This window comes from Fulvimarina manganoxydans (assembly GCF_900176465.1).
Classification (GTDB): domain Bacteria; phylum Pseudomonadota; class Alphaproteobacteria; order Rhizobiales; family Rhizobiaceae; genus Fulvimarina; species Fulvimarina manganoxydans.
In genome coordinates this window covers 18,052-42,679 of sequence record NZ_FWXR01000008.1, presented here as the reverse complement: position 1 = coordinate 42,679, position 24,628 = coordinate 18,052, and the positions used below count along the sequence as shown (strand labels likewise).

Genomic DNA, 24,628 nt, shown 5'->3' with positions numbered 1-24,628 from the left:
CCTTTTCTATTTGTGTCTCCTATCGCCTTCAGGATTTGGGCGGGTAGCGACTGATCGCCTTTGGATGCGAATAGCCGTCCATCTGGCCTTGCGGGCTGCTGGCATGGGATTGGCTCGCGGCATTGCGGGCTCCGATCCGCCCCTGTGCGCTTCTCCCACCACCGACAAGCGCGCCGCCGCCGACGCCGCCAGCAGTGAGGCCTGCGCCATGGGCCTTCGCTGAGGTCGAACCGTCGAGGTCGCCGCCGATATCTTCGAACCAGCGGAAGACGCGGGCCGGGAACTCCGCGATCAGCGCGAAGGAGCGCTCGATGATCAGGAGATAGACGAAGGCCATGAACAGCATGACGATGAGGACGCCGAAGATCCACAGCATCGACATGACGCTGTCGCCAGTCAGCGAGGCCGAGGAGGTCAGGGCGTAATAGAAGCCGCCATTGATGAGCGTGCCGGCGACCCGGAACAGGATCATGCCGATGAAGAGCCCGAACAGCATCAGCACCGGCGTCAGGAAGACCGATAGGAGCAAGATATAGCCGCGCCGACCTTGCCGCCCGCCAAGCCCTTCCTGGTCCATGGAGAGATGTGCCATCGCCCAGAGAGGCGCTGCAAAGATTGCCTCGACGATCAAGAGCAGAAAGGCGAGAACGCCGAACACCCAAATGATGGTGGGGAGCATCGGCAGAATCCAGGCGAGGAACATGCCGGCGAGCGCCATGCCGTTGAGGAGCCAGCCGCAGACCGTGCCGATGAAGCCCACCGCGCCGCCAACGAGCGGGAAGGCCGCCAGCACTGTCAGGGCCGTGATCGCCGTCGCCGAAATCGCTGCCATGGCGTTGCCGAAAGTGACGAGGCCAAGCATCGGGTCTTTGTCTGCGGCCGGGCTAAGAAATTGGGCTGCCTGGGACATGCTTTGCATCGAAGGCAGATAGGACGTCGTATCCCCACCGGAATCGGCGAAGACGACGCGCTCGTTGGTGAAGGCCTTCAGGTTCGATCGCGCGACGGATTCATTCCACCAGTTGACCGTGAGTGCATAGGTATTGCCGATCTCGGCGAGGAAATCGCGGACGTTCTGGTTCGTGTCCGAGAAGGGCCACCAACTGCCCATCTGCGATCGTATGGCGCGGAACGTCCCGCCCATTGGGTTGGTAGCGGCGCCGATCGCGTCGCCGGGCGTCATGACGGGTAGCATCTGTAAGATGCTGCTCGCATCCGTCGAATAACGAGCCATGGTCTGATAATAGAATCCGGCGCGCGTCCACCCATTCGCTTTCAAATTGCTGGCGAGATCGGAACCGTCGGTATCCTTCATGGCGGCCTCGACCTTGTCTTCCGCCGTCTCGGAAATCGACCCTGTAAACGGGTCGACGGCTTGCTTGTGAGCCTTACGCCATGCACTCATGTCCTTACTGAGTTCACGGCTTGCCGGCATTTCCTCGCGCGTGCTGGCGGCCGTCGCGACCTCTTCCGCGACAGGTCTGACCCTCTCGATCATCCCGTTGACCGCATCCTGCATATTCGAGAGCCAAGTGTCGTAATCGCTGCCGACGTCCTCGGCGATGCGCTTGAACCCCGACGTCGCTTCCGGCAGCTCGATCTTGCCGCAGGCGCCCTGATGGCCAGACAGCGAATAGGCATAGACCCGCGAGTTGCCCCCGGCCCATCCCGCCGTCATCTGTTCGAGATCGCCCGCCTTGGCGACCTCCTGATTGTAGGACGCCATGCAGAGCTCCATCCGCCAGAGCTGTTGGATGAAGTTGGCATCGAGGGACACGAAGTCGGGTGCCGCAACCGGCATGTTCTGATCGATCACCGCGTCGACGGCCTCCGACCAGAAAAAGGTGGCCGTCGCCGTACCGGCGCGAGTGACATAGGCCACACCATGCTGAAGGCCGTTATAGCCGCCCGGCAGCGGGATCAGCATGGCGGCCGCGACACAGAGCCGGATCGGCGCCCAAAGCGCCGAATGCCGCGCGCCGAAGACAGACCCGTCATGGGCGGTTTCGGTGACCGCGACGACGATGTTGTAGACGAGAAGAAGAACGCCGACGGCGAAGAAGATGACGTTGAAATTCGTCATCAGGGTCGAAATCAGCGTCTCGTCGGCGCCGCCGACCCCATCGGTCACCTCGAACAGCCCCGATCCGAAGATCATGTTGAGGAACTCGTTCGACTGCGGATCACCGGCGCCGGTGAAGATATCGGCGATGCTGATATCGGCGGCCGCGGCCGAGCCGGTGAGAAGCGCCATGGCGAACAGCGTGGCGAGGATCCTCAGCATGGCGGCTCAGTCCTTCTCGATGATCTGCATGTTCCGGGGAAGCCGGTCGTTCAGATATTCGGCAGGGGGCGCAAAGCGGCCTTGCTCGATCTGCCAGGCTCGGAAGTCGGCAACGATGGCCCGTGTCCCGAACAGAAGAGCCGCGCCGAGCAGCCCGATCAGAAAATACCAGGTTATGAACCCGCCGACGAAACCGAGCGGGATCATGATCAGGCAGGCGACCCCCATGACGGCAAACACCTGCTTCTGGTTCGACCAGCCGGTATGGGCGTTTTGGATATCGGCCGCCGACAGATTGGCCGACATCTGGCGAAACCGGGCGATACCGCCATCATGATCGCGACCGAAAAAACCACGCCGATCGAAACGGCGCGGTTTGAGGGTCGAGGCGGAATCCGCGACGAAATCCGCCCCGTCCTTGGCAACGCCCGACATCCGCCTGACACCGCCGATGCCGGACACCCGTCTGAAGAAACCCCGCCGCTCGCTCATGACCCGCCTCCAGCTGCCGGGATGTTGGTTGGGATCGCGGTCGAGGTGCCGTCGGACTGATCGAGATTGACGGCGAGGTTCGCCGCCTGGACGGCGGCCATGCGCTGCTCGAGCTGAAACCGCATCCAGTTGACGTGAAGGTTCAAGGCCATGGTGAGCGCCATTTCGCGGGCGACGGCCGCCGGCGACATCTTGGCGAGCTGCTGATGCCAGTCGGGATTGGCAAAGCGCGATTGCACGAAAATGTCGATCGCCTGCTGGTAGGAGACCTTGTCGCCAACCGTGTTCGGATAGGCGTCGGTGACGGCGCCCTTCGCCCAGTTCGCGAGTTCGGCTCCGCCCGTCGGCGCCGTCAGTTCGCCCAAATGCGCAAAGACCGCCGAGGCGGCGGAGCGACGGGCGTCGTCGACAGTGCGGGCGGCAATCTGTGCCCTGCCCTGCGGTGTCTTGGCTTCGGCTTCCGAGATCGGCCGGGCAGGCGTCGGATCGACGATGTTGTCGATCAGCCGCGCCAGGATCTTGACGTTATCCTCCTTGGAGGTGTCGAGGGTCTGGTTTTCGGTGAGGAACCGCAGATCCGACGTCGGATCGAGATAGCCGCCATAGCCCTCATAAGTGTCGCGGGCGCTGACGATTTCGGAGGCGACGGCGAGGCCACCGGAGCGCACGGCCGCACCTTCGCCGCCGTTGCCGCGCGAGCGATTGCGCGAGATGTTGACGACATCGTTGCCGCCGAGGCCCTGGACCGATTGACCGCCGCCGAAGGAGAAGATGCCGGTCAGGTCGGTGCAGGCGGAGGCCGCCGGATCGTAGCGGCCGCCCTCGGCTCGCGCCCGTGCTTCCTGTCTCGCACGGGTCGTGTCATTGATCTGCGCGGCTTCCTCGATACGACGGTTGGCTTCCGTGGTCTGGGCCTGATAGCCCGAGACCTGCGCGGTGCCTTGTGTGATCGCCGCGACGATGGCGTTCTGCGCCGTCACCACCGCGCTCGTCGTCTGGTTGACGGCCGCGGTCGTCTGATCTTGATGGGCGCTCAGATTGGCATTCATGTTGTGGATGGCGCTCACCACGCAGCCGTCACAGACGGCGGCCGCCGGCACGACGCCTGACAGGATCGTGCCGCCGGCGAGTACCGCGCCGAGAAAACTATGACGCGCGCTCATTGGTCGTCTCCAGACTGTTCGTAAAGCTCGCGCAGCGCCGTGCCGGCGTTGACGTCATAGGACGGATCGATCGTGATCTGTCCCTGGCTGCCGAAGCCGACCGACGGACCGTCGAAGTTCACCGACACGGAGGAGTTCTCGAAGCCGGGAATGCCGAGATTGTCGAAACTCGGCAGGGTCAGCGCGGAATTGATCGGCTCGGTCAGCTTGGCGAATTGCTCCTGCGCATAGGAGCAGATCTTCGCCTCGCCGGCGGCGATCGCCTGGTTGAGGATGTTGTTGATATTCGGAAGCGAAATCAGTGTGTCGAGATTGATGTTGAACAAGCTGTCGAGGCAGCCCATGTCGGCGATCGGCTTCGGCAGCTTGAGCGCTTCTTCGGCGCGCTGGACTTCCTGCTCGATACCGGTGCGGATTGCGGTCGTGAGCTGATTGGCAATCCCCTGATCGCATCCCGCGCCATCGACCTTGAAGAGCTGGCTGATCGCGTCGTCGAGCCCCTGCGCCGAGGCGGGCGCCGGCGTCAAAGCCGCGATCGCGACAAGTCCCAGAACGAGCCCCCACGTCCTCATTGTCCCCCTGCCCCCGCTGTCAGATTTTCAAGACGCCCCTGGAAGGGCGGAATTTCCTGGATCATGGTCGGCCGCTTTGACCCGAAGCCCGGAAAGCCCTCGGTCGCGTCATACATGCCGTCCTGGCCGTAGCCGTCGGCATAAAGCGAGTCCCCCGAGCTGCCATCCCAGGTCGAACCTGACGCGTCGGCCATGCGCTTCATCAGGTAGTCGTTGAGTTCGGCGTAGCTCGAAAAGCCGTTGGCGGAGAGGTAATCCGCCGGCAGGACGCTCGGATCGAAGCCGGACGCGACATAATCGTTGAGAGCGCCGACGCCCAGGAAGTGCGCGGCCGACAAAAGCCCCTCCTCGGTGATCGTCACCCCGTTGACGGTTGTCCCGATCGCGGCGCGTGTCGCCGAGGAGAAGGCGCTGGCATTGCTTGCCGTGAACCGATCGAAGGCGGCATCCTGAAGATTGTGGCCGGCGTCGGTGTAGCGCAGATCGTCGACGGAATAGACGCCAGCGTCGTGAGCCGCGTCGTTGAACTCGTAGCTCGACCAACTCTTTTTCGACCCGCCGGTAAAGGTCATGTACCCTTGCGCGGCGAAGGTCGACGGGATGAATTGGTAACGGCCGAGCGCCTCGGTATGGCCGCCAGCGTTGTAGACCGAATAGCTGCCGCTGCTCTCCTTGCCGGAGATATGGTCCTGATAGCTCTGACTGACGGCGGCAAACACCTGGATCGTCGGCCAGACCGCGACCGACAGAACGACGAAGAGGCTAAACGCTCGCCGCATTACTCCGTCTCCGTCCCGGCGCGAACGATCGGTTCAGCACCGAATGTCAGCGCGACCTGCCCATTGCCGGGGCTCACGATGTCGACGGTCGTCGGATGCATGACCTCGATCATCTTGTAGCCCTTGGGGTCTCGAAGACCTTTGCCCTCCCGGACGTCCGGACCAAGGGAATCGACCCGCGTCAGGACCTTGCCGCCGTCGACGATCAGGACGGGACATTCGGAATTGCCGCAGAAGGCGGTCCCTTGAAGAAATATCGCCTTTTCGTCGCCGGACTTCAGGTCCATGTCGACGACGGAGAGATTGGGCGGTGCCACCGTCTCGGGCAGGTTCAGATTGGCCTTCACCCAGTCGATCGCGAGCTTCATCTCGTCCTCGCTCGCCTGGCGGTATTTCGGGACATCGCCATAGGGCATGGCGTAGTAGTTCTTGCCGTCCCACTCCCAGGCTCGGCCCTCATGGATGATGGATTTCAGGCCGGTAAGCTCATCGAGCTCGCCGATCGCGAGGCTGTCGCCCTTCTCGCGCCAGATGTTTGCCCAGCCATTGTCGGTATGAAACAGGACCGCCACTTCACAGTCCTTGGCGCAGGGCTTGCGCGATCCGAGTTGGACGGCGAGCTGATCGCTCATGCCGTCCTTCGGCTCGATCAGCCAAAAGCGCTTGGCCGCGACATGGGCAAAGCGCTTGCCATACATGGCGCGCGCGACCGCCGTTGCGTCCTCGTCCGGCTTGTCGAAGTCGATCGTCTGCGTCGCGACCGTCTGGCCCATGGCCGTTGTCGCCATCACGCATGCCGCCAATAGGGCGGCCAGTCCCCTCAGCATCACGCCTCACCCATTTCCTTGATCAATTCGTCGGCGAGCGACTTCAAGACGTCGTCGCGGGCGCGGTCATCGACCGCCTCGCCCCGGTCCTCGAGTTCGGCAAGCCGGCGTTCCAGCGCCCGTTTGGCCGACCCGGAGGGAAAGCGCTTCGCCAGAAGCTGCCGCGCGGTCTTCGAACCGAGCCGGTCGTAGAGGATTTGCCGAAGGGCCGCGTCCTCGGCCGTGGTCGACAGCGCCCAGAGCTCGATCGGGCCCGGCTCGTTCATCAACATCTGCACGTAGGTGCCCGAGCGCAGATACATCATCGCAAGCACCGGGGCGCCCTCGCCCTGGATCGGCCCGCGCAGATTGGCCATCGCCTCTCTCGCGGAGGGACCGAGACCATAGCGTTCGCAGATCGCCCTGCGGCTTTGCTCGGACGGCACGTTGCAGAACCAGAAGCTCGTCGCGAGTTCCTGAATGGACGAGTCGAAATCGTCGAGGAGCTGGCTCGCCAACGAAATCTGCACACCGGCCTTACGGCCGACGCGGACATCCTGAACCACCTGGTCGCGGATGCCGAGGCCGCCGGTCAGATGGTATTCGTCGAAGCAGAGCCGCTTGGGCATTTTGCGATTGTTCTCGACCCGGCGAAGGTGGAAATCGCGATAGTCGGTCGAGATCGGAAGCCCGCGCAGCTCGTCGGCATTGAGCCAGAAATCGCTCGTCACCGCCTGGCGAGCCATCATGTACATGATCGCCGTCTGGCGCCGTGCCTGCGGTCCGGCCGTCGAGGTGACGTCGGCAAGATCGAAGGCGATGACGCGAGCGTTGGAAAGATCGAAGCGCGTCGGTTTCGCAAGGATCGGAAAGTCGCGGATCGCGCTGGTCATCATCCGCTGGAATGCAGTCAGAAGACCCTCGGAGGTCTTCGTCCGCATTTCCTTGAACGGCTCCTTCACCGTCGGCTCGTTCGAGACCGAGATCAGATCACCAAGGACGGGGACGGCCAGGCGTTGCGCGAGAGCGGCTTCGTGGGCGCGGCCCTTGTCGAAGAGCGCGTCGGTGATTTCCCACCACGTCGTTTCGGCATCGATTTCGATCCCGGCCTTGGCGATGGCGTCGTCGATTTCGTAGCTCTCGCCTTTTCGGTAGCGCTTGGCCTTGTTGCCGGCGAAGCTCTCATAGGCCGCATCGATCGTGGCGGCCGCCATCTGGGTGATGCCATCGAGCGGCGCGTCTTCGCCGTCTGGCGTGCAGATGAGCGAGATGAGATTGATCAGATAGGCCCGTTCATGGGCGACGGGCTTACGCAGTCCGAGCTGGGTGTCGAAGGGATTGACCGCATAGCGGTCATCCATCTTGAGCCGGTGATAGACCGCCTCGTGCCGCCGATGGACCGGCAGGGCATCGCGGATCAGGCTGATCAGGCCGGAGCTGGAGGGTCCGATGTCGATGATCGAGATTCGGGGCAAGAGCCCCTCGCCCGTCTCCGAGCGCCCGGTCTGGCGCGACAAAGCCACCCCGAGATTGATCGTGTTCATCAAAACCGACTTGCCGGAGCCGGGTGTCCCGACAATTACGTCGACGGAGGCAAGCTGTTCCGACGAACCCGGCTGATAGGGCCAGAGCTTGCCGTCGCGGGTGCGCAGCAAGACCGCACCACTTGGCCAAGGGCTTGCCGGGCGCGCGATCGGGGCAAGCGCCAAGGCTTCGCCCATGGAGGCGGAGGCAGCCGGCGCCGTCGAGGCCGACGTGATGCCGAGCGAGGATGACATGATACATTCCAGCGGATCGCCGACGAGCGCGTCGGTCTGGCAGTTGCCCCAGCGCTCGACCGTGCGTCTGAGGGTCGAGACGTGTCGGCGGAGCGCCTTCACCTCGTCCTTCGGCGCCCAGGCGGCGAAGGAGGCGCGCCAGCGGATTACGGTGTCGCCGGCGCCGTCCCACTGCCGGAGCTGCTCGAACGCTCTGCGGATGCGGCCGTTCGAGATCGCGGCCGTCCAGGTGAACAGGCCCGCATATTGCTCCTTGAAGACCTGTCCCTGAAACCCGCCGCTGTCGAAGCTCATCGAGCAGCGCCAGGCGATCTTGTCCTCAGCTTCCAGAATGCGCCGGATGAGCGCATTGAATTCGACGACGATTTCCGGCCCGAGTGTGATGTCGAAGCCGGAGGCGACATGATTGCCGATCTCGACCGTGTGCTGATCGATGACCTCGCAGTGATCGGTCATGAGCTGGCGGGAGATGATCGGCCAAAGCAGGTTCGAGATATCGCCGCGACGAAGTTCACGGTCATTCGCCGGCATGCGCGCCCGCACCTTGTCGCCGGGCAGGACGCCTTTCCAGGCGCGGCCCTCGGCCATGAAGTCGGGATTGATGACGCCGCGCATGACGGACAGGGCTTCGTGGGTCGTCAGCCGCTCGAGCACAATGCCGGTGTTCGAGAACTCCCGCACCAGGGCGTCGCCGACACTCACATGGCGGGTCAGAAGCGATTGAAAGCCGATGCCCGGCTGCTGCGCGGAGGTGGCGGGCTTGCGAGACTTCAGCGTTTCACGAAGCTCAGCCGTGTCGTCCTTCCGCTCGGCCTTGCTCATCAGTGACGGACGCGACCACAAGACGAGATAGGAGCGTTCGCCCGAGAGCTTCTTCGGCAGAAGCGCCCGGCGCTCGCTGAGGAGATCGACGAGATCGAGACCGCTGTCGGCGGCGGTCTTGCCGGTCGTCCGGACAATCGTCTCGATGTCGGACTTTGCCAAATCCGGCGCATGGCCGAACCAGAGCTGGATCGAGTGCCCCGGTGTCGACAGATAGGCCGAGAGCGCGATGCGCAGATGTTCGACGGCGACGCTGACTTCCGGCCCACCGGGGATCGAACGGAACCCATCGAGCGCGAAGACGCTCGACAGGCTTCCGTCATCCGAGACGAAGCTGTGCTCGTCCTCCGTCGTCACCAGACGGCAATAGCCGTCGAGCGACGATTTCAGGACAGAGCGGGCCGCGAAGGCGGCGAGGCCGTCGAACAGTCCCATGGTCTACTCGACCGAGCGCAGCGAACCGTCGATCGACGCGGTGGAAGCGCCGTCACCAAAAAGCGTCGCGACGCCCGTCCCCATTGTGGCGGGCAGAGCCAGAAGCAGCGCGCCGGCAACGGCGAAGGTCGCAGCCCGAGCGGGCGACGCGCTCGGATCACCATGATGGCCGCCCTGCTTCATCTTGTAGAATGTGAGGCCCATCATGATCAGCGAGCCGATACCGAGGATCAGGCCGCCGGCCCCAAGGAGATCACCAAGCGGGCCGAGCGTGCCGGTGCGCACCGTGTCGGCGACGGCGCCGAAACCTTGGCTGCCCTCAGCGAAAGCGGATGCCGTGCCGGCGAGAAGGGCTGCGGCCGCGAAGGGCAGCCGGCAAGCGAATGCGTTCATGCGTTTCATGTCAATCAGTCCCCCATCTATCCGATGATCAGGTTTTCCAGCATTTGAGCGAACACCACGATGTTCGCGGCCAAGGCGCCGCCCACGAGATGGGTGACGCCACGTCCCACCAGACCCGACCCTGGTTGCTGGGGAGCCTGGTTGAGAAGAAAGAGCCCGCGGACGACGCCGACGAAGCCGATGAATTGCACGACGGTCAGAACCGCGACGATGATCTTCTGTGCCACTTCCGTGGACGCCGGCGCCAGCATTTCCGGCGCGTAGGCCAAAATCTCGGTTGCCGCGACCGGCTCGCTGTCGCCGTAAAGCGAAGCGACCGCCGTAAAAAGCGTCTGCGGGATCGCGATCAGAAGGCTGCCGACGGCAATGTGTGCGACGACGATAGCCGCCAGGCTCCGATCGCCATAGGCAAGAGAGGACATCTGCCCGTTGCCGGTCGACCGTGAAGCGATTGTCACGCCGCGAATGATCAGCGCAATCCCTGCAATGAAGCAGAACGCGACGACGACTTTCTCGAAGGGCGGTATGAGCCCCTGGACCCGCTCGACGAAGGCAACGAACTCGTCCATTGCCCCCTACTCCGACGCCTCGCTAGACTGACCCTCGTCAGCCTTCGCGGCACTCGCTTTCGCGGCGACCGGAGTGACGACCTCATGGTGAGGCCGCGCTTGCGGGATCGGCGCCATGGCCGTCTGCCGCATGAGATCGGGATCGACGCCGTCGGTCAGACCGCCCATGTCTTCCGAAACCATCCCCTCTGCCATAGCCCCATCCCCTTTGAGACCATCATCGCCACGTAGCGCGTCGAGAACGTTGCGGCGCAGCACTTCTTCCTGCCCTTTGAGATTGCGAAGCTGATCGATGATGCGGGCCACGACCCCACGCGGACCCGACAAGAGTGCAACTTCACGCCGCAACTCGTTATTGGACGTTTCCAGTCTTGTCAGCCGGTTTTGCACGGCGGCAAGGCTGCGCTCGATCCGCACCAATCGATCGTTGTCGCTCGCAATGGTATCGCTTTTTGCCGTTGCGATGGTTTGGCGGAATGCTGGCGAATTAAGTAAAAAATAAGATGCAGTGAGCGTTATTCCAATAAAAAACAACAAGCAGAGAAGTGTAATTGCTCCATTTTGAGGCAAAAAGCGGCTATCCACTGGTGGGGATTGCTTATCCGCCGTCCAGCGATCATTTTGCTTTACTTTCATAATTGCCTCTTGCAATGCCGCTGATTTTCGGTATTCATCGCATACCCCATATGTGACGATAAAAAATCAACATTGCTACTTCGCCGAGGCGTTAACCTTGTGCGAGGCTTACTAATTCGAAGCGTGGGGAATCAAGGCATTGCGAACTTTTTTATGCGTGGTTCTGGCTGGGTGTGGCCTCGCAACCACAACATACAATTCCACAGCTCAAACTGTCGGACTGATGAATGGGGACGAAAGTTCCACTCGTCCGAAAGTTGTTGTGCAATCGGAGCAGCCGGTGTTGCAAGATGGGGATCGCGCGACCCCGTTTGCGACGCTCTCGGGGCTCCAAAGCTGGATTGTGACCGGAGCCGATGGCAATCGGCGGATCGTCTTCACGACGAATGACGGCATGACCATTGAGGGGAAGATGCTCACGCCTGACGGCCGTGATCTGACCGCTGCCCTTCTTGGTCCAGGCGCCTCCCCGATGGCCGCACCGGCGAGCGAACAGGACGCGTCCGTCGGCTCATCTCAGCGTCTAGCCCCGGAGCCCGTAACAGCTCAATCGCAGAGCGCGTCTTCGACACCGGAGCCCCAGACCATAGCGGCCCAGGCTGGCAATGAGGTGATGGTGCCGGCCAAGGCGACGACCTTGGACGAGCTCCTCGATCAGGCAACGCGGATGTCGGTTTGGTTCTCTGCCGGCAACCCGAAACCGAATGCCCCCGTCGTCTATATGATGGCCGATCCGACATGCCCTTATTGCGCCCAGTCGGTCGACAAGCTCGCCTCCAAAATCGAAAGCGGTGACATCGATCTCCGGGTGATCCTGGCGCCAATCCGCAATCAGGACGCCGTGTTCCAGGCTGCTTCGATCCTTCAGAGCCAGGACCCCGCAGGCGATTTCGTCACCCATGAGCGCTCGCAGGTCGGCACGACCAGTTCAACGCTCACCATGTTCGATCGCACGGCGATCAACCCCGATGTCGTGCGTGGTCTCCAACGCAACGTGGCCTGGGGGCGCCTCAACGGCGTGAAGGGCGTGCCGTTCTGGATCTATCAGGGGCCGGACGGTGCCAAGGTGCGAGCCGGCCTCCTTGCCGACGACATGCTTTCGGAAATCGAGCCGCTTCCCAAACAGCCCGCTTCTTATCCGCAGTCAGAGGAATCCGCCCAATGAGTGCTGTCGACTATGGCGCTGCCGAAAGCGTCTTGATCCGCTCCGGCACCTACAAGACCGCCTTCAAGCTGATGACGGCCTATGCCTCGTTCATCACTCTCGTAGCCGCCGGCGCTACGGCATCGACCATCTATCTTGCCACCCATCAGCCGGCTCCGCGCTACTTCGCGACGGGGAGCGACGGCCAGATCCTGCCGCTCATCCCGCTCGACGAGCCGCATCTGTCGGCCGAGCGGGTGGCCAACTACGCGGTGGAGGCCGTCACCAGCGCCCTCACCTACCGGTTCGACCGCTATCAGGATGATTTCCAGGCCGCCCAGGACTTCTTCACCCAGCCGCGTGGTTGGAACTCCTTCGTCAGCGCCGTCCAGGACTCCAACGTCCTCGACATGGTCAAATCCCGCCGGTTCAACTCGACAGCCGTTGCGCAGAACGCCCGCATCGTCCGGCAGGGCGTCAGCGCTGACGGCGTCTATGAGTGGGTCGTTCAGATGCCGGTGCGCGTGACCTTCCAGTCGGCCTCCGAGGTTACCAGCCAAGACCTCACCGTCACGGTCACCATGCAGCGCGTCCAGACCTATCAGACGCCTGAAGCCATGGCGATCTATCGCTTCGTCACCTCTCCCGGACGGTCATGATGACAGCCAGAATGCGAATTCTCGTCGCCTGCTTGTTCCTTGGCATTTCCGGTCCAGCCCTCGCACAGTCCGGCAACGATCCGGTCATCACGCCACAATTGCCGCCGCAGAGCGCGGTCAGCCAACCGGCGACCACGGGAAACCAGCCACGGGGATCCCAGTCGGGTGGACAGAATCAGCCGCAGAGCCCGATTCTCGGCGCCCAAGGGTTGCTCGAGTCCCTCGACGATCTTAATCGGCCGCTCTCGCCCGAGGAAATCACCGCATACGGCGCGGCTCTCCAGCAGCAATTCCCGCTGACGCCGGAACTCATCCGCGATTATCGCCGGCGCCTCAACGCCATCGAAAATGCCCGCGCCGCGCCTCCGACCGGCCATCGCCCGCACGCCTTGACGCGGACGATCCGGGTCTCGCTCGGCACCAACGGCCCGACGCCCGAGGTTCTCACCTCTCCCGGTGTCGTCTCGGTCATTTCCTTCTTCGACCGCACCGGCGCCCCATGGCCCGTGGCGTCTTTCGTCGTCGGCCGCGAGGACGCGTTTCAGGTTTATGCCATGCAGGAGGGCTCGAACCAGCTCGCGCTTTCCCCGCTCGTCACCCACGGCTATTCGAACCTGGCGATTTCTCTTGTCGAAGAGGATCAGCCGATCGTCCTTGATCTTCAGACCAGCGAGAAGCAGACCCACTATCGGCTCGACCTGAGCGTCAACGGCCTCGGCCCCAACGCGGTCATCCCGGCCGTCGCGCCCAAGGAACCGAAGATGGACGCCAGCGACGATCTGATGATGGCCTTCGTCCAGGGCGCCGATATCCCACGCAACGCCATCCCGCTTGCGACCGACGACGGCGACGTCTCCGTCTGGCGCTACAACAACAACTACTACCTGCGCACCAACCAAACACTGATCTCGCCGTCCTGGCAGGAGACGCTCTCCGGGCCAGGCGGCATCAAAGCCTATCGTATGCGCCCTGCTCCCGTTGCCCTGATCTCACGCGGCGGCCGGGTGACAAAAGTGAGGATCACTCGATGACCGACTTGATCGATCCGCCCCCCGAGGACGGCGAGACCGAAAACGCCGTGAGCGAAGTCCAGACGGTCGAAGATCGTGAGACCGCGCGTCCCGCGATCGTCAAGCGCCGCCGCGGCACCAGCCGCGTGACGACCGCCATCGCGGCAGTTTTGCTCGCCGGCCTTGGGGGCACGCTTCTCTATAACTTCTCCGGCGCTACGCCCCTCGAGCGCTCGCATGTCAGCCGGGTGCCCCCGACGATCGACGGCACGCCTGGTGGCGTCGAACTCGCCGCATCGCCCTACTATCAGGAAACCGTCATGTCGGCGAACAGGAAGGGTGCGGAAGCCGCTGCACAGACTCCCGGCAAGAGCTTCATCGCCACCCCGGATCAGCCGGTTGAAGACAATCCGATGCCGGTTCAGGTCGCGCAGATGCCGACACTGCCACCACCCAATGAAGAGCCGAAGGCTGCCCCCAAGCCCGAACCGAAGATCGTCTATCGCGATCGGATCATCGAGAAGCGGGTGGAAGTTCCGGTGGCGCCGGCGCAGCCTGACTGGAGCCGCATCCGGTCCATGGCCGACGGCATGGACAAGCAGGCCCGCGACATCGCGGCTTCTGCGGCTCCTCCAGGCACCGAACACGAAATCCTCGTCAAGCAAGAGCTTTACGAGGCCCCGGATGGACGCCCCATCGGCGTCCAAGTCGGTCGTTCGCGCCAACAGCAACAAAACACCGGCCAGGCGCCCGCTGTCATGGCGCCTTTGAAGTCGACCTTTCCGGCCGATCTCATGACGACCTCGCCCTACTATTCCGGCCATCTGGAATACGAGCCGAAGCTGCCGGTCGATGTCGGCCGGAAACTCGGCTCCGGTGTCGAAATCTTCAACGGTGACTATTTCGCCGCAGCCGGCGACATCAACATGGCGGTGGTTCTCAACGGGTCCGACACCGACACGCCCGGCCCGATCGTTGCCAAGCTCCTGAGAGGACCGCTCAAGGGCGCTCGCCTGATCGGCACCTTTGCCCCCAATCGGGAAACGACGGCGATGATCGTCACGTTCAGCCGCGTCATCCTTCCGGACGGCACCAACATTGATGCGTCCGCTTACGCGATCGATGCGGCGACGGCCTCACTCCCCGTCAAATCAGACTACAGCGGCCGCTATCTCCAGCGTTACGGTCCCAAGCTCGCCGGCGCCTTTCTCAAAGGTTTGGGAACAGCGCTTGGCAACACCGGCAGCTCCGTCGCTTTGACCGGCAACGCCGCGATCGTCACCAGCCGCGAGCAGACGACGAAGGAGGCGATCTATTCCGGTGTCGGAGAGGTCGGCGAGCAGCTTTCCGACGAGATCAGCGACCTTGGCCCGCAAGGGCCGATCGTGACCCTCAAACCCGGCAAGCTGATCGGCGTTCTGTTCATGGAAAACGTCGCACGGATCTGACCCATGGACGATCGGCCCAACATCTTCGGCGCTCCTGTCCTCTGGCGATACACCATGCGCTCGCCGAGGCTGACGATGTTCGATGCGCGGCTCGTCTTCTTTGCTGGCCTGCCGATCCTGCATTTTCGGATATGGACCGTACTTCTGTTTGTGGTCGCGCTCGTCGTCTTTTGGCTAATCGAGCGAGCCGGTTATCGCCTGCCGTCGGCTCTAAGAGCGCTGCGCTCTTCGCTCGCAGGCTCCGCAAGACCAGCAATGCCGCGCAGCTTCTATCGGCCAGCCGTGAGCACGGCGTTCGAAGGCCACCCTCTTTTGCCGCAGCCTCGGGTGAAGGCGGCCGCCAAGACAATGGCCGAAAAGGTCGATCAATCGACGAAGGCCAGACGCAAACCGAAGCGTTCACGGTCGAAGACCGACTCCGCGGAGCCGTCAGCCTTCCCGGCCGAATAGTTCCGTCGACATTTTACGCTGTTCCACATCATACCTGCGCTGGGCCTTTTGATGCAGCGCGTTGATCGCCAGCGCCGCCTTTTGGACGGCAGCGCGCATTCCCTCGCAGCTCGTCGCTGCCGGCAAGGTCTTGATGGCGTCGATCATCTTCGCGCGATACTCTCGCGCGATCTCGACATGCTGCGCCTCGTGGACACGCAGGTAAGCAAGCATTCGATCGAAAGCGGCCGTGGCATTGGCTGCTGCTTCGCCGGTATGGTGCCATTCGGGGAAAGTCAAAACTGCGTTCATGTCGACGGCGACGTCGCTCGCGACACAACCACCCTGGCCCTCTTCGAAATTGGCGCGCGGCTGAAATGAAATGGAGGCCTCGCCGATCCCCATTTCCGGCCCGTTTTCCATGGCGGCGCGCTGCACGCTCGACCACAGATCTTTATAAGACGATCCGGTCACCTGGTAGGTGTCGGTGCGGACGTTGATCGTTCCGTCTGGACCTTGATCGGACTGTGTTGTCCCGACGGCTGCTTCGGGAACGACGGCACGGGGTTGGGTGACGGGTTCTTGGGCGCTGGTTTGGGTCGCCAATGCCGATAGCGCCATTGCTCCCAAAGGCATGAGTGCCCAGAGGCAATTTCGTCTCAATCTCATTCTCCGATTTCTCTGACCCACTATCCGAAGATTAGTGCGCTGACTAACGCCATTCAAAAGTCCGATTTTAATATACCGGAAATGCATCGGAATTATATAGGAAAAGCACCAGAAAAGATTTTGCTTTTTTACGGATTAATAATAGGTCTAGGAGATAAATTCGGTACTAGAAACAAATCCGGTTACAGATATAAAACCGATTACGAAATTCGGAGACCGCAATGCCCGTCATTGTCATAGCGAGCCCAAAGGGTGGCGTCGGCAAGAGCACCTGCGCAGTGCTGTTAGCTACAGAGTTTGCTCGTTTGGGAGCACAGGTAACGGCGATCGATTGCGATCCCAATAGATCGCTGTCCCGATGGGCTGATCGCGGTATCCCAACAGGAATATCGGTTCATGGTAGCGTGACCAAGAGCGATATTGTCCCTCTCATCAAACGCTCTGACGGCGACGGCAGGATCGTCGTCGTTGATCTCGAAGGCGTCGCCTCTCAGCTTGTCAGCCGTGCCGTATCCCAGGCTGATCTTGTGATTGTTCCTATGCAGCCAACAGCCCTAGACGCTGAAATCGGTTCTGAAGCTCTCGCCCTCGTCAGAGAAGAAGAAGAATCGCTTGGCCGCACCATCCCTCACGCGGTGGTCTTGACGAAAACTGGCGCTGCAATGAAAACGCGCGTTCAGAAAGAACTCGAAGGCAATCTGAAAGAGGCTGGAGTGGACCTCATTGAGCCTTCGCTAGTCTCTCGGTCGGCGTTTTCAGAGATTTTTGCGTATGGCTTCGATCTTCAGACAATGATGGAAGATCCGTCTGTCTCCACGGGGGGCAAGATCGACAAAGCCCTTGAGAATGCTCGTTCTTTCACGGAGGCAGTTTATGAACGGCTCAAATAGGCTTTCCGGCCTCTCGGGCCTCAAGGCTCGACCAAAACCATCTTCTTCGGAAGACCTTGATCGGGCCGACCGGGTGGGGGAGGCAAGGGGCTTTGTCGACCGCAGCCCCAGGAAAAAGCCCGGTCGCAAGCCGAGCAAACGAACCTTTCAACTTCACCCAAAGGTTTTGCCAGATGTTGGCCAACTGATTGCCGACGAAGCCGAAGCCCTTGGCCTTACGCAGGGCCAGTTTGTCGAGCAAATGTGGTCGGCATATTTGGAGATGAAAAACCGGTAATTAAAATTACCCGAAACTTCCCCTTTTGGGTCTGTTGAGTGCTCACAGCACTCAGAATATAACGTCTCGATTGCGCTTTAATTCCGGTACGGGAATTAAATCCGGTGATTTCATTGACCTAAAACAAATCGCATACCCGTAATGCATCTATTGTCTGCGCTGTACGAATTTGCATCATGAAGATGGTTCGCGAACCGCTATGTCGTCCAACGCCAACGCTTATCTGGGTGCAAAATCGGTTTGAAACCGATATAAGATATATTGCAGGTAATTTACCGCACCGGAACCAGGTATTGTGGAAATGGAAAAAGAGAATGATTTCGCGGCCTAGCGTCGCCGGGGTATGTGCTCGCAGCAACCGAATTGTTCTCAGAGTCCTCTCTGATTGGGGTCGTTGAGGTCAAGCTGCTCCTTCGTCGATTTTGGCCTCTGCCCTCGCGGGTCACACGCTTCTCTTCGCGGTCGGCGCCCGGGCTGCCGCATGATGGGGTCAGGAGAGCAAGGCGTCCCAATCTGTTTCACGACCTGAGCGGCATGCCGCCCCGATCTGGACTCTCAACGGGATCGTCCGGCCCTTCGTCCCCGCGGAGGCGAGGCCTTCACCCTTTCGGGCGAAGCTCTTTCGTCGCCGGCGATGTCAGGCACCGGCAGCATTATCGTTACACGGCGATGGCTGACGGTGCCTTGCCGAAGCGGAACACCATCTGGTCACGCCACATGCTGTGCAGGATCACGGCGAGTTTGCGGGCGACCGCGACCCGAGCGCGGGCCATGCCGCGTCGCCTGGCGATGGTCATGCCCCACGCCTTCAGGCTCGACCAGACTTTCGACCGTGTCAGCAGGGAATGCGCGGCCTCGTAGAGTGCGGTTCGTGCCAGTTCATCACCGCAGCGGCTGATCCGACCAGTCACATCGGTCTCGCCGGATTGGTATCGCGTCGGCGTCAGCCCGAGATGAGCGCCGACGTCGCGCGAATGCCGGAAGCGTTCGGGATCGTCGATCGTGGCACGAAAGGCGAGTGCGGTGATCGGTCCAACGCCTGGAACGCCCATCAGCCGCCGACAGACCGGCTCGTCCCGCACGATGGAAAGAACCTGCTTCGTCATTCTGGTGAGTTCGGCCAGCATGGTCGCGAGGACCGACAGAAGCGGCTCGACCAACGCCGTCACGGTGGGGTCGCCGATGACCATCTCACGCACTTTTGCCGCGAAGTTGGCGCGGCTCGGCGTTCCAAGCTTGGTGCCGGCCTCTCGAAGGATCGCACGCACGACCTTCTCGATCGAGCGCATCTCGTTCAGCATCGTGCGCCGGGCGACCAGCGCAGAGCGGAAGAGCCGGCAGGGCCGCGACTTCACATGCACCTGCCGGAACCATCCCATACGCATGATCTGCGCGAGCGCCCGCGCATCGTTGCGATCGGTCTTCACAGGCATCGGGGGAGCCGCCTTGTTCTGACCGGGCTTGATCGTCGAAGTCCTAGGGATAGCCCTAGGAACAGTCCTATGACGAAGACGATCGAGCTGATCTCGGGAGGCGGCGGCAGACGCCGGCGCTGGACTCGCGAGGAGAAGGAGCGGCTGGTAGCGGCGTCCTTCGAACCGAATGTGTCGACCTCGCAGGTGGCACGGTCGGCCGCGATCTCGGTCAGCCAGTTGTTCCGGTGGCGCAAGCAGCTCTGCGAGCGAGCCGAGAGTGTCCCGGTCACGCCCCTGCTGCCGGTGCTTATCCAGGATGAGTTCGCTGCTCAGCCGGTTACAAAGCCGGCGGCAAAGCCTTCGAGGCGGCGGTTACGTCCTGCCCGGATCGAGATCGAGCTGGCGGAAGGCCGCATTGTTCGGGCCGACGCGGATATCGACATCGCCGCGCTCGCGCGCATTCTCGAGGCGGTTGATCGACTGGGTTCGCCGTCGGTCTCGTCGAAGACGAGAACCAAAGAATGATCCCGGTTCCAAGCGGCGTGCGGGTCTGGCTGGCGGCGGGGCATGTCGACATGCGCAAGGGCTTTCCCGGTCTGTCCCTCATGGTCCAGGAGACGCTGAAGCGCGATCCGGTGAGCGGCCATCTGTTCGTCTTCCGTGGCCGCCGCGGCGACCTGATCAAGGTGATCTGGCACGATGGTCAGGGCGCCTGTCTGTTCACGAAGCGGCTAGAGCGCGGCCGCTTCATCTGGCCTTCGCCAGCGGATGGGACGGTGACGATCTCGCCGGCGCAGCTCGGCTACCTGCTCGAGGGGATCGACTGGCGCCATCCGCAGAGAACCTGGCGCCCGAGTTCGGTCGGATAGCATAAACTCCTTGTGTTGCAGGGGTTCTGTGGCAGAATCAACCTTACCAAGAACTGCTTCGAGCCTCCCGCCATGGCCGCCGCGCCGGACGACATCGCTGCCCTGAAGGCCGCTCTTGCAGCGGCCGAACGGCGTGCTGATCTGGCGGAGGCCGAAGTGGCCAACAGAAGGGCGAAGGCCTCGCACGCCGAGGCGCTGATCGCGCATCTGACGCTGGAGATCGAGAAGCTCAAGCGTGAGCTCTATGGATCGCGTTCGGAGAAGAAGGCGCGTCTCCTCGACCAGTTGGAGATGCAGCTCGAGGACGCCCAGGCGGCCGCGACCGAGGACGAACTGGCGGCCGAACAGGCCGCGGCGAAGACGACGGTCGTGCAGGCCTTCATCCGCAAGCGTCCCTCGAAGAAGCCGTTCCCGGAGCATCTGCCGAGGGAGCGGGTGGTCGTTCCGGCGCCGACCTCGTGCCCGTGCTGCGGCTCGGCCAGACTGTCGAAGCTCGGCGAGGACATCACCGAGACGCTGGAGGTGATCCCGCGGCAGTGGAAGGTGATCCAGACGGTCCGGGAGAAGTTCACCTGCCGGGGGTGCGAGACGATCACCCAGCCGCCGGCGCCGTTCCATCCAACGCCCCGCGGCTCCCTCGGCCCGAGCCTGCTCGCGATGATCCTGTTTGAGAAGTACGGGCAGCATCAGCCACTCAACCGGCAGTCGGAGCGTTACGTCCGCGAGGGGATCGACCTCAGCCTGTCGACGCTCGCCGACCAGGTCGGCGCCTGCGTTCATGCTCTTCGCCCGCTTCACGACCGGATCGAGCGGCATGTCCTTGCCGCCGAGCGGCTGCACGGCGATGACACCACCGTGCCGATCCTGGCCAAGGGCAAGACGGTGACCGGCCGGGTCTGGGTCTATGTCCGGGATGATCGCCCGTTCGGCGGCGCGGCGCCGCCGGCAGCTCTGTTCTACGCCTCCCGCGACCGCACGGCCGATCATCCCGAGCGCCATCTCGCCGGCTTTGGCGGGATTCTCCAGGCCGACGCCTACGCCGGCTACGGTCGCCTATATGCTATGGAGCGAAGTCCGGAGCCCGTGATCGAGGCGCTGTGCTGGGCGCATTCTCGTCGCAGGTTCTTCGAGCTCGCCGATATCGCCCGAAGCGCCCGGCGGGGAAAGAACGCGGCGCCGATCTCGCCGCTGGCGCTGGAGGCGGTGAAGCGCATCGACGTCCTGTTCGACATCGAGCGTGAGATGAACGGTCGCTCCGCCGAAGAGCGCCTTGCCGCTCGGCAGCAGCAAAGCGTGCCTGTTCTCGCCCATCTGGAGGACTGGATGCGCACCGAGCGAGCGCGTCTGTCGCGTCATGCGCCGGTCGCCAAGGCCATGGACTACATGCTGACACGCTGGGAGGGCTTTGCCCGCTTCACCACCGACAGCCGGATCTGCCTCAGCAACAACGCTGCGGAACGCGCGCTACGCGCCCTGGCGCTTGGCCGCAAGTCGTGGCTCTTCGCCGGCTCCGATCGCGGAGCCGACCGCTGCGCCTTCATGCTGACGCTGATCGCCACGGCGAAGCTGAACGACGTCGATCCCCAGGCTTGGCTCGCCGACGTCCTCGCCCGCATCGCCGACACACCGCAGTCCCGCCTCGGCGAACTCTTGCCGTGGAACTGGACAGACAAAGATCATCGGGTCGAGCGGGCAGCCGCGTAGCCAAAGCGCAGGACCCGCCCGCCGCGGTCCATGCCGGTCCATGCCGGATGGTTACAAAGGGGGGCACGAAATCCTCGTTTCTGAATGATGGTTCAGGGAGATTTGCTGATCACAGATCCAATGATCGGCCGTCGCCGGCGACGGCCGCGTCCTGCCATCATGACTTGGCGAGACCGTCTTTTTCGCGGAGGTCGTTGTGCAGGGTCGTTGCGGCGATGGCCGCATGACCCATCGCAACGCTGATCTGGTCGAGGGCATGGACGATGTCGCCCGCGGCATAGATTCCGTCGCGGCTGGTTCGCTGCTTCTGGTCCACGGAAATGCAGCAGCCGTCTCCCATCTTGAGGTCGAGCGCCTGCGCAAGCATGTCGTTGGCATCGGAACCGAGCGCTGGGTAAACCGTGTCGAACCTCAGCTTGCTGCCGCCTTCGAGATGCGCGGTCACTTGCTCGGCGCTAAAATCCAACTGCTCCAGCGAATGGTCCTCTATCTTGATACCTAGACGGCCAAGGAGGACGCGATCATCCGCATCGATCTTTATGGCATCGGTCGCGAATATTGTGATGTCGTCGGAATAGGTTCGCAGGAACAAGGCTTCGGCAACACCTCGCGCGTCGCCTCCAATGATCCCGATCGCTTGACCGCTAGCCTCGTACCCGTCGCAGACCGCGCAATAACGCAACTGGCCGCGATCGAGAGCCGAACGATGCGTTTCCGCATCGATAGCTGGACGACGATTCCGAGTGCCAGTCGCCAGAATGACGGTACGAGTCTCGAGTAGAACGCCTTCCCCTTTCGCCAGGAAGCGGTCAGCGTCCTCGTCGATCGTCTCGATGCGGCCTGATATGAACCGGGTCCCGTAGCGCTCGGCTTACGTCCGCATGCGGGCCAACAGTTCTTCACCCCCTATGCCATCCGGGAAGCCTGCGTGGTTGTGAGATCGTGGGATCCACCTCGCCCGGCTGTTGCCGTCGTCGACCAAAATCACTTTTCGATGGAAGCGCGCGAGGTAGATCGCAGCCGTCAGGCCCGCCGGTCCCCCGCCCACGATCAGACAGTCGATCCTCATACGGTCCATAACGCGATCATCGGCCAGCAAGGCCGCTCCGGTTTCGACTGCTGAAATCTCGCCTACGACCGTCATGCGCTCGGTAGGACTGCTTCCGTGGTCGCGAGGGTGAAGGGCTCGATCCCGCACTGAACATGGAGCCTGTCATCATCGTCCCGAAAGACGTGCGATCAGGGCGATGATGGCGAACAGGGGCGGCTGATGCAGCAGATAGATCGCCAGCGTGTGTCGACCCGACCAACTCAAAGCGGTGATGAGGCGGCCACCTGGATTGGTCCAAGACGCCCAACCACAATATCGATCCAATACGATGCGGGTGCAGGCCATGCCAGCGAGCGTCGCCGCGCCCCAAGGCAGCACCGGCCAAAAATCGTAGGACGAAGGAGCGTTCATCGCGAGCCCGGTCCAGGCCCACGTGAACGGATCAATGGGTGAGAACTGGACCATGAAAGGCGCGGCAACCAGCACCACAGCGACCATTAGCGTTAACGCAGGCGAAGCCTTCAGGAAGAAGACGCCCATGAGCGAGGCGGCCGCGATACCGTGCAGGATGCCGAAGTAGACGAACTCGTCTGGAAACAGGTGCCACGTGACGGCGGATATTGTCACCGCTCCGGCGGCGAGCATGCCGATGCGGCGCAAAAAAGCTCTCCATCGGACCTGAGCCGGATGCGCCAGAACGAGGCTGACCCCGACGACGAACAGGAACAGGCTTCCGCCCGCACGCGAGACGAAGGCCATGGCCTGTCCGAAGACCCAGTCGCCCTGGATGAAATCGAAGTACCAAAGGTCCCAGACGAGGTGATAGGTGACGACGCCGCAGATCGCCACGCCGCGCATCGCATCCACGAGCGGGTAGCGTGGTGACATCGGGGCTTCTGCCTCGCGCGTCCGCGACGTCATCAATTTGGCAGCACGTTCGGGCGTTAAGACGGTGCCGTTGAACCCTTCCGACATCAGGGGGTGACCCGCTTCGCTCGGAGCGAAGGAAGCAAGGTCGAAAGCAGCAGGAGCGCTCCAATGCTGATCCAGACGTCGGCGAGGTTGAAAATGAAGAAGGATCGGTCGCCGATATGAAGATCCAGGAAGTCGGTGACACGACCGTCTCGGGCTCGGTCGATGACGTTTGGTATGGCGCCTGCGAGAACAGCCGCCAAGGCGAGTCGCTCGCTACCCTTGGCACGCACCATCCACGTCGCAAAAAAAAGGGTTAGAAGCGCCGTCGCGATCAAGAGCGCGGTTTTTGCCGCCGGATCATCGAAGGACAAAAGGCTGAAGGATACGCCTTCATTGTAGCCCAGCCGGACAGATAGCCAGGGCAGGATTGCAATGGGCGGCTGGTACGGTTGAAGCACCGTCTGAGCCCACTCCTTTGTTAGAAGATCGATGACACCCCCAGCCATGACGGCGATGAAAGGGATGTATGACCTCCTCGACGATGATGGGCTCGCTGTCGCGCTCTGCGGCAGGGGTGATTCCATCGCCTTGTTAACCTGCATGATGCCGTCCGCCGCTGCTTTCAGTTTCGCATCTGTAGTTCCTCAAGTGGCTAGAGGAGCAAGCGGAAACTTCGCTGGGGCAACGAGTGGCTTTGAACCGTCCGGTCCAGCATGATCGCGTTGACGGCCGCCGAGAAATGCGATGGCGAAGCCTGTCAGATTTCAGTCGATGGCATCACTGATGCTCGTTGCGCACTAGACAGCTTGGCGAGGAGGGTCCGGCTGCATCCTGTCGCGTTCATGATCTCGCGCCACGTGCGGCCATCGCGCAGCATGGCCGCGATCGCGGCGTTCCGTGACGTATTGGCGGGACGCCCCTTGTAGAGCCCGGCGGCCTTCGCACGCGCAGTGCCTTCGGCTTGGCGCCGACGGCGATCCTCGTAATCCTTGCGCGCGACCGCGGCGAGAACGTCGAGCATCATGTTGTTGACGGCCGCGAACAGGCGGTTTGTGAACTCGTCTGTCGGTGCGGCCAGGTTCCACGACGTCGGTAGATCGAGCGCGACGATGCGGACCTGCTTGGCATCGATCTCCGCGCGCAGCTTCCTCCAGTCCGGCGAGGTGAGGCGGGACAGGCGGTCGACTTGCTCGACCAGCAGAACGTCGCCTGGCTCGCAGTCTGACAGAAGGCGGAACAGCTCGGGCCGGTGCAGCTTCGTACCGCTCTCGTTCTCCATGTAGCGGGCTGCGATCCGAAACCCTCGCTCGGCCGCGAAGGTGTCGAGCGCTCCTCGAGCTCGCGACGCGTCCTGCTGCGAGGTTGAAGCGCGGAGATAGGCGCGGACGAACATGGCATGATCCGTTTTGG

24 protein-coding genes and 2 pseudogenes are annotated in these 24,628 nt (G+C 62.4%); 9 read left to right on the top strand and 17 right to left on the bottom strand.

The window, feature by feature from the left end; genetic code table 11:
• Nucleotides 1–28 precede the first annotated feature (28 nt).
• From B9A15_RS10560 to B9A15_RS10515, 10 genes are read right to left on the bottom strand one after another with little or no spacing between them, the layout of a single operon-like run.
• Nucleotides 29–2,284, bottom strand: a complete 2,256-nt coding sequence (locus B9A15_RS10560) for a DotA/TraY family protein (protein ID WP_084410032.1) — start codon at nt 2,282–2,284, stop codon at nt 29–31.
• Nucleotides 2,285–2,290: 6 nt separating this feature from the next.
• Nucleotides 2,291–2,776, bottom strand: coding sequence for a hypothetical protein (locus tag B9A15_RS10555; RefSeq protein ID WP_084410031.1), 486 nt, complete (start codon nt 2,774–2,776; stop codon nt 2,291–2,293).
• Nucleotides 2,773–3,939: a hypothetical protein gene (locus tag B9A15_RS10550; RefSeq protein ID WP_084410030.1), complete on the bottom strand. Its 1,167-nt coding sequence runs from the start codon at nt 3,937–3,939 to the stop codon at nt 2,773–2,775. The genes B9A15_RS10555 and B9A15_RS10550 overlap by 4 nt, the downstream gene beginning before the upstream one ends.
• On the bottom strand, nt 3,936–4,511 hold the full coding sequence (locus tag B9A15_RS10545; RefSeq protein ID WP_084410029.1) for a hypothetical protein: 576 nt from the start codon (nt 4,509–4,511) through the stop codon (nt 3,936–3,938). Before B9A15_RS10545 ends, B9A15_RS10550 begins: the two co-directional genes overlap by 4 nt.
• On the bottom strand, nt 4,508–5,290 hold the full coding sequence (locus B9A15_RS10540; protein ID WP_084410028.1) for a hypothetical protein: 783 nt from the start codon (nt 5,288–5,290) through the stop codon (nt 4,508–4,510). The genes B9A15_RS10545 and B9A15_RS10540 overlap by 4 nt, the downstream gene beginning before the upstream one ends.
• Nucleotides 5,290–6,078, bottom strand: coding sequence for a hypothetical protein (locus B9A15_RS10535; protein ID WP_139798326.1), 789 nt, complete (start codon nt 6,076–6,078; stop codon nt 5,290–5,292). Before B9A15_RS10535 ends, B9A15_RS10540 begins: the two co-directional genes overlap by 1 nt.
• A 38-nt stretch (nt 6,079–6,116) precedes the next feature.
• Nucleotides 6,117–9,131 (bottom strand): hypothetical protein, encoded by a 3,015-nt coding sequence (locus B9A15_RS10530; RefSeq protein WP_084410026.1) that lies wholly within the window; start codon nt 9,129–9,131, stop codon nt 6,117–6,119.
• Nucleotides 9,132–9,134: 3 nt separating this feature from the next.
• Entirely contained in the window at nt 9,135–9,533 is a 399-nt protein-coding gene (locus B9A15_RS10525; protein ID WP_084410025.1) for a hypothetical protein, read from the bottom strand.
• Nucleotides 9,534–9,550: 17 nt separating this feature from the next.
• On the bottom strand, nt 9,551–10,102 hold the full coding sequence (locus tag B9A15_RS10520) for a hypothetical protein (RefSeq protein WP_084410024.1): 552 nt from the start codon (nt 10,100–10,102) through the stop codon (nt 9,551–9,553).
• 6 nt (nt 10,103–10,108) lie between these two features.
• A complete protein-coding gene (locus B9A15_RS10515; protein ID WP_139798325.1) occupies nt 10,109–10,738 on the bottom strand; it encodes a hypothetical protein in 630 nt (209 codons plus the stop codon).
• 343 nt (nt 10,739–11,081) lie between these two features.
• Here B9A15_RS10515 and B9A15_RS10510 point away from each other — a divergent pair, with 343 nt between their 5' ends.
• The 5 genes from B9A15_RS10510 to icmT are packed head-to-tail and all read left to right on the top strand — an operon-like array spanning nt 11,082 to nt 15,449.
• Complete coding sequence (locus B9A15_RS10510) at nt 11,082–11,903, top strand: thioredoxin fold domain-containing protein (protein WP_170923251.1); 822 nt, start codon at nt 11,082–11,084, stop codon at nt 11,901–11,903.
• Nucleotides 11,900–12,541, top strand: a complete 642-nt coding sequence (locus tag B9A15_RS10505) for a type IVB secretion system apparatus protein IcmL/DotI (protein ID WP_084410021.1) — start codon at nt 11,900–11,902, stop codon at nt 12,539–12,541. Before B9A15_RS10510 ends, B9A15_RS10505 begins: the two co-directional genes overlap by 4 nt.
• Nucleotides 12,538–13,572 (top strand): DotH/IcmK family type IV secretion protein, encoded by a 1,035-nt coding sequence (locus tag B9A15_RS10500; RefSeq protein WP_210190500.1) that lies wholly within the window; start codon nt 12,538–12,540, stop codon nt 13,570–13,572. Before B9A15_RS10505 ends, B9A15_RS10500 begins: the two co-directional genes overlap by 4 nt.
• Nucleotides 13,569–14,999, top strand: coding sequence for a DotG/IcmE/VirB10 family protein (locus B9A15_RS10495; RefSeq protein ID WP_084410019.1), 1,431 nt, complete (start codon nt 13,569–13,571; stop codon nt 14,997–14,999). The genes B9A15_RS10500 and B9A15_RS10495 overlap by 4 nt, the downstream gene beginning before the upstream one ends.
• A 3-nt stretch (nt 15,000–15,002) precedes the next feature.
• On the top strand, nt 15,003–15,449 hold the full coding sequence (gene icmT / locus B9A15_RS23150; protein ID WP_210190499.1) for an IcmT/TraK family protein: 447 nt from the start codon (nt 15,003–15,005) through the stop codon (nt 15,447–15,449).
• On the opposite strand, the gene B9A15_RS10485 is transcribed toward icmT, so the two are convergent.
• On the bottom strand, nt 15,429–16,034 hold the full coding sequence (locus B9A15_RS10485) for a DUF922 domain-containing protein (protein WP_170923250.1): 606 nt from the start codon (nt 16,032–16,034) through the stop codon (nt 15,429–15,431). The two genes, icmT and B9A15_RS10485, sit on opposite strands and share 21 nt — an antisense overlap.
• A gap of 284 nt (nt 16,035–16,318) precedes the next feature.
• Between B9A15_RS10485 and B9A15_RS10480 the strand changes: the two genes are divergently transcribed.
• Nucleotides 16,319–16,987: a ParA family protein gene (locus tag B9A15_RS10480; protein WP_084410017.1), complete on the top strand. Its 669-nt coding sequence runs from the start codon at nt 16,319–16,321 to the stop codon at nt 16,985–16,987.
• Here B9A15_RS10480 and B9A15_RS22950 read toward each other — a convergent pair.
• Together B9A15_RS22950 and B9A15_RS10470 are read right to left on the bottom strand one after the other, a co-directional pair.
• Nucleotides 16,980–17,228, bottom strand: a complete 249-nt coding sequence (locus B9A15_RS22950; protein WP_170923249.1) for a hypothetical protein — start codon at nt 17,226–17,228, stop codon at nt 16,980–16,982. The two genes, B9A15_RS10480 and B9A15_RS22950, sit on opposite strands and share 8 nt — an antisense overlap.
• Before the next feature lie 695 nt (nt 17,229–17,923).
• Nucleotides 17,924–18,715 (bottom strand): annotated as a pseudogene (locus tag B9A15_RS10470) (IS110 family RNA-guided transposase); the annotation flags it as partial.
• A 51-nt stretch (nt 18,716–18,766) separates the two neighbouring features.
• Here B9A15_RS10470 and tnpA point away from each other — a divergent pair.
• From tnpA to tnpC, 3 genes are all read left to right on the top strand, one after another.
• On the top strand, nt 18,767–19,204 hold the full coding sequence (gene tnpA, locus B9A15_RS10465; RefSeq protein ID WP_084410015.1) for an IS66-like element accessory protein TnpA: 438 nt from the start codon (nt 18,767–18,769) through the stop codon (nt 19,202–19,204).
• Nucleotides 19,201–19,548 carry an IS66 family insertion sequence element accessory protein TnpB gene (tnpB, locus tag B9A15_RS10460; RefSeq protein WP_084410014.1) on the top strand — a complete coding sequence of 116 codons (348 nt, stop codon included), beginning with the start codon at nt 19,201–19,203 and terminating at the stop codon, nt 19,546–19,548. Before tnpA ends, tnpB begins: the two co-directional genes overlap by 4 nt.
• A 72-nt stretch (nt 19,549–19,620) precedes the next feature.
• Entirely contained in the window at nt 19,621–21,252 is a 1,632-nt protein-coding gene (gene tnpC / locus B9A15_RS10455; RefSeq protein WP_084410013.1) for an IS66 family transposase, read from the top strand.
• 157 nt (nt 21,253–21,409) lie between these two features.
• Here tnpC and B9A15_RS10450 read toward each other — a convergent pair.
• From B9A15_RS10450 to B9A15_RS10435, 4 genes and pseudogenes are all read right to left on the bottom strand, one after another.
• Nucleotides 21,410–22,321: pseudogene (locus B9A15_RS10450) on the bottom strand (NAD(P)/FAD-dependent oxidoreductase).
• Between the two features lie 147 nt (nt 22,322–22,468).
• Nucleotides 22,469–23,191, bottom strand: a complete 723-nt coding sequence (locus tag B9A15_RS10445) for a heparan-alpha-glucosaminide N-acetyltransferase (RefSeq protein ID WP_170923248.1) — start codon at nt 23,189–23,191, stop codon at nt 22,469–22,471.
• An 86-nt stretch (nt 23,192–23,277) separates the two neighbouring features.
• On the bottom strand, nt 23,278–23,802 hold the full coding sequence (gene lspA / locus B9A15_RS10440; RefSeq protein ID WP_273504400.1) for a signal peptidase II: 525 nt from the start codon (nt 23,800–23,802) through the stop codon (nt 23,278–23,280).
• A 173-nt stretch (nt 23,803–23,975) separates the two neighbouring features.
• Nucleotides 23,976–24,611 carry a recombinase family protein gene (locus B9A15_RS10435; RefSeq protein WP_084410010.1) on the bottom strand — a complete coding sequence of 212 codons (636 nt, stop codon included), beginning with the start codon at nt 24,609–24,611 and terminating at the stop codon, nt 23,976–23,978.
• Nucleotides 24,612–24,628: the final 17 nt, after the last annotated feature.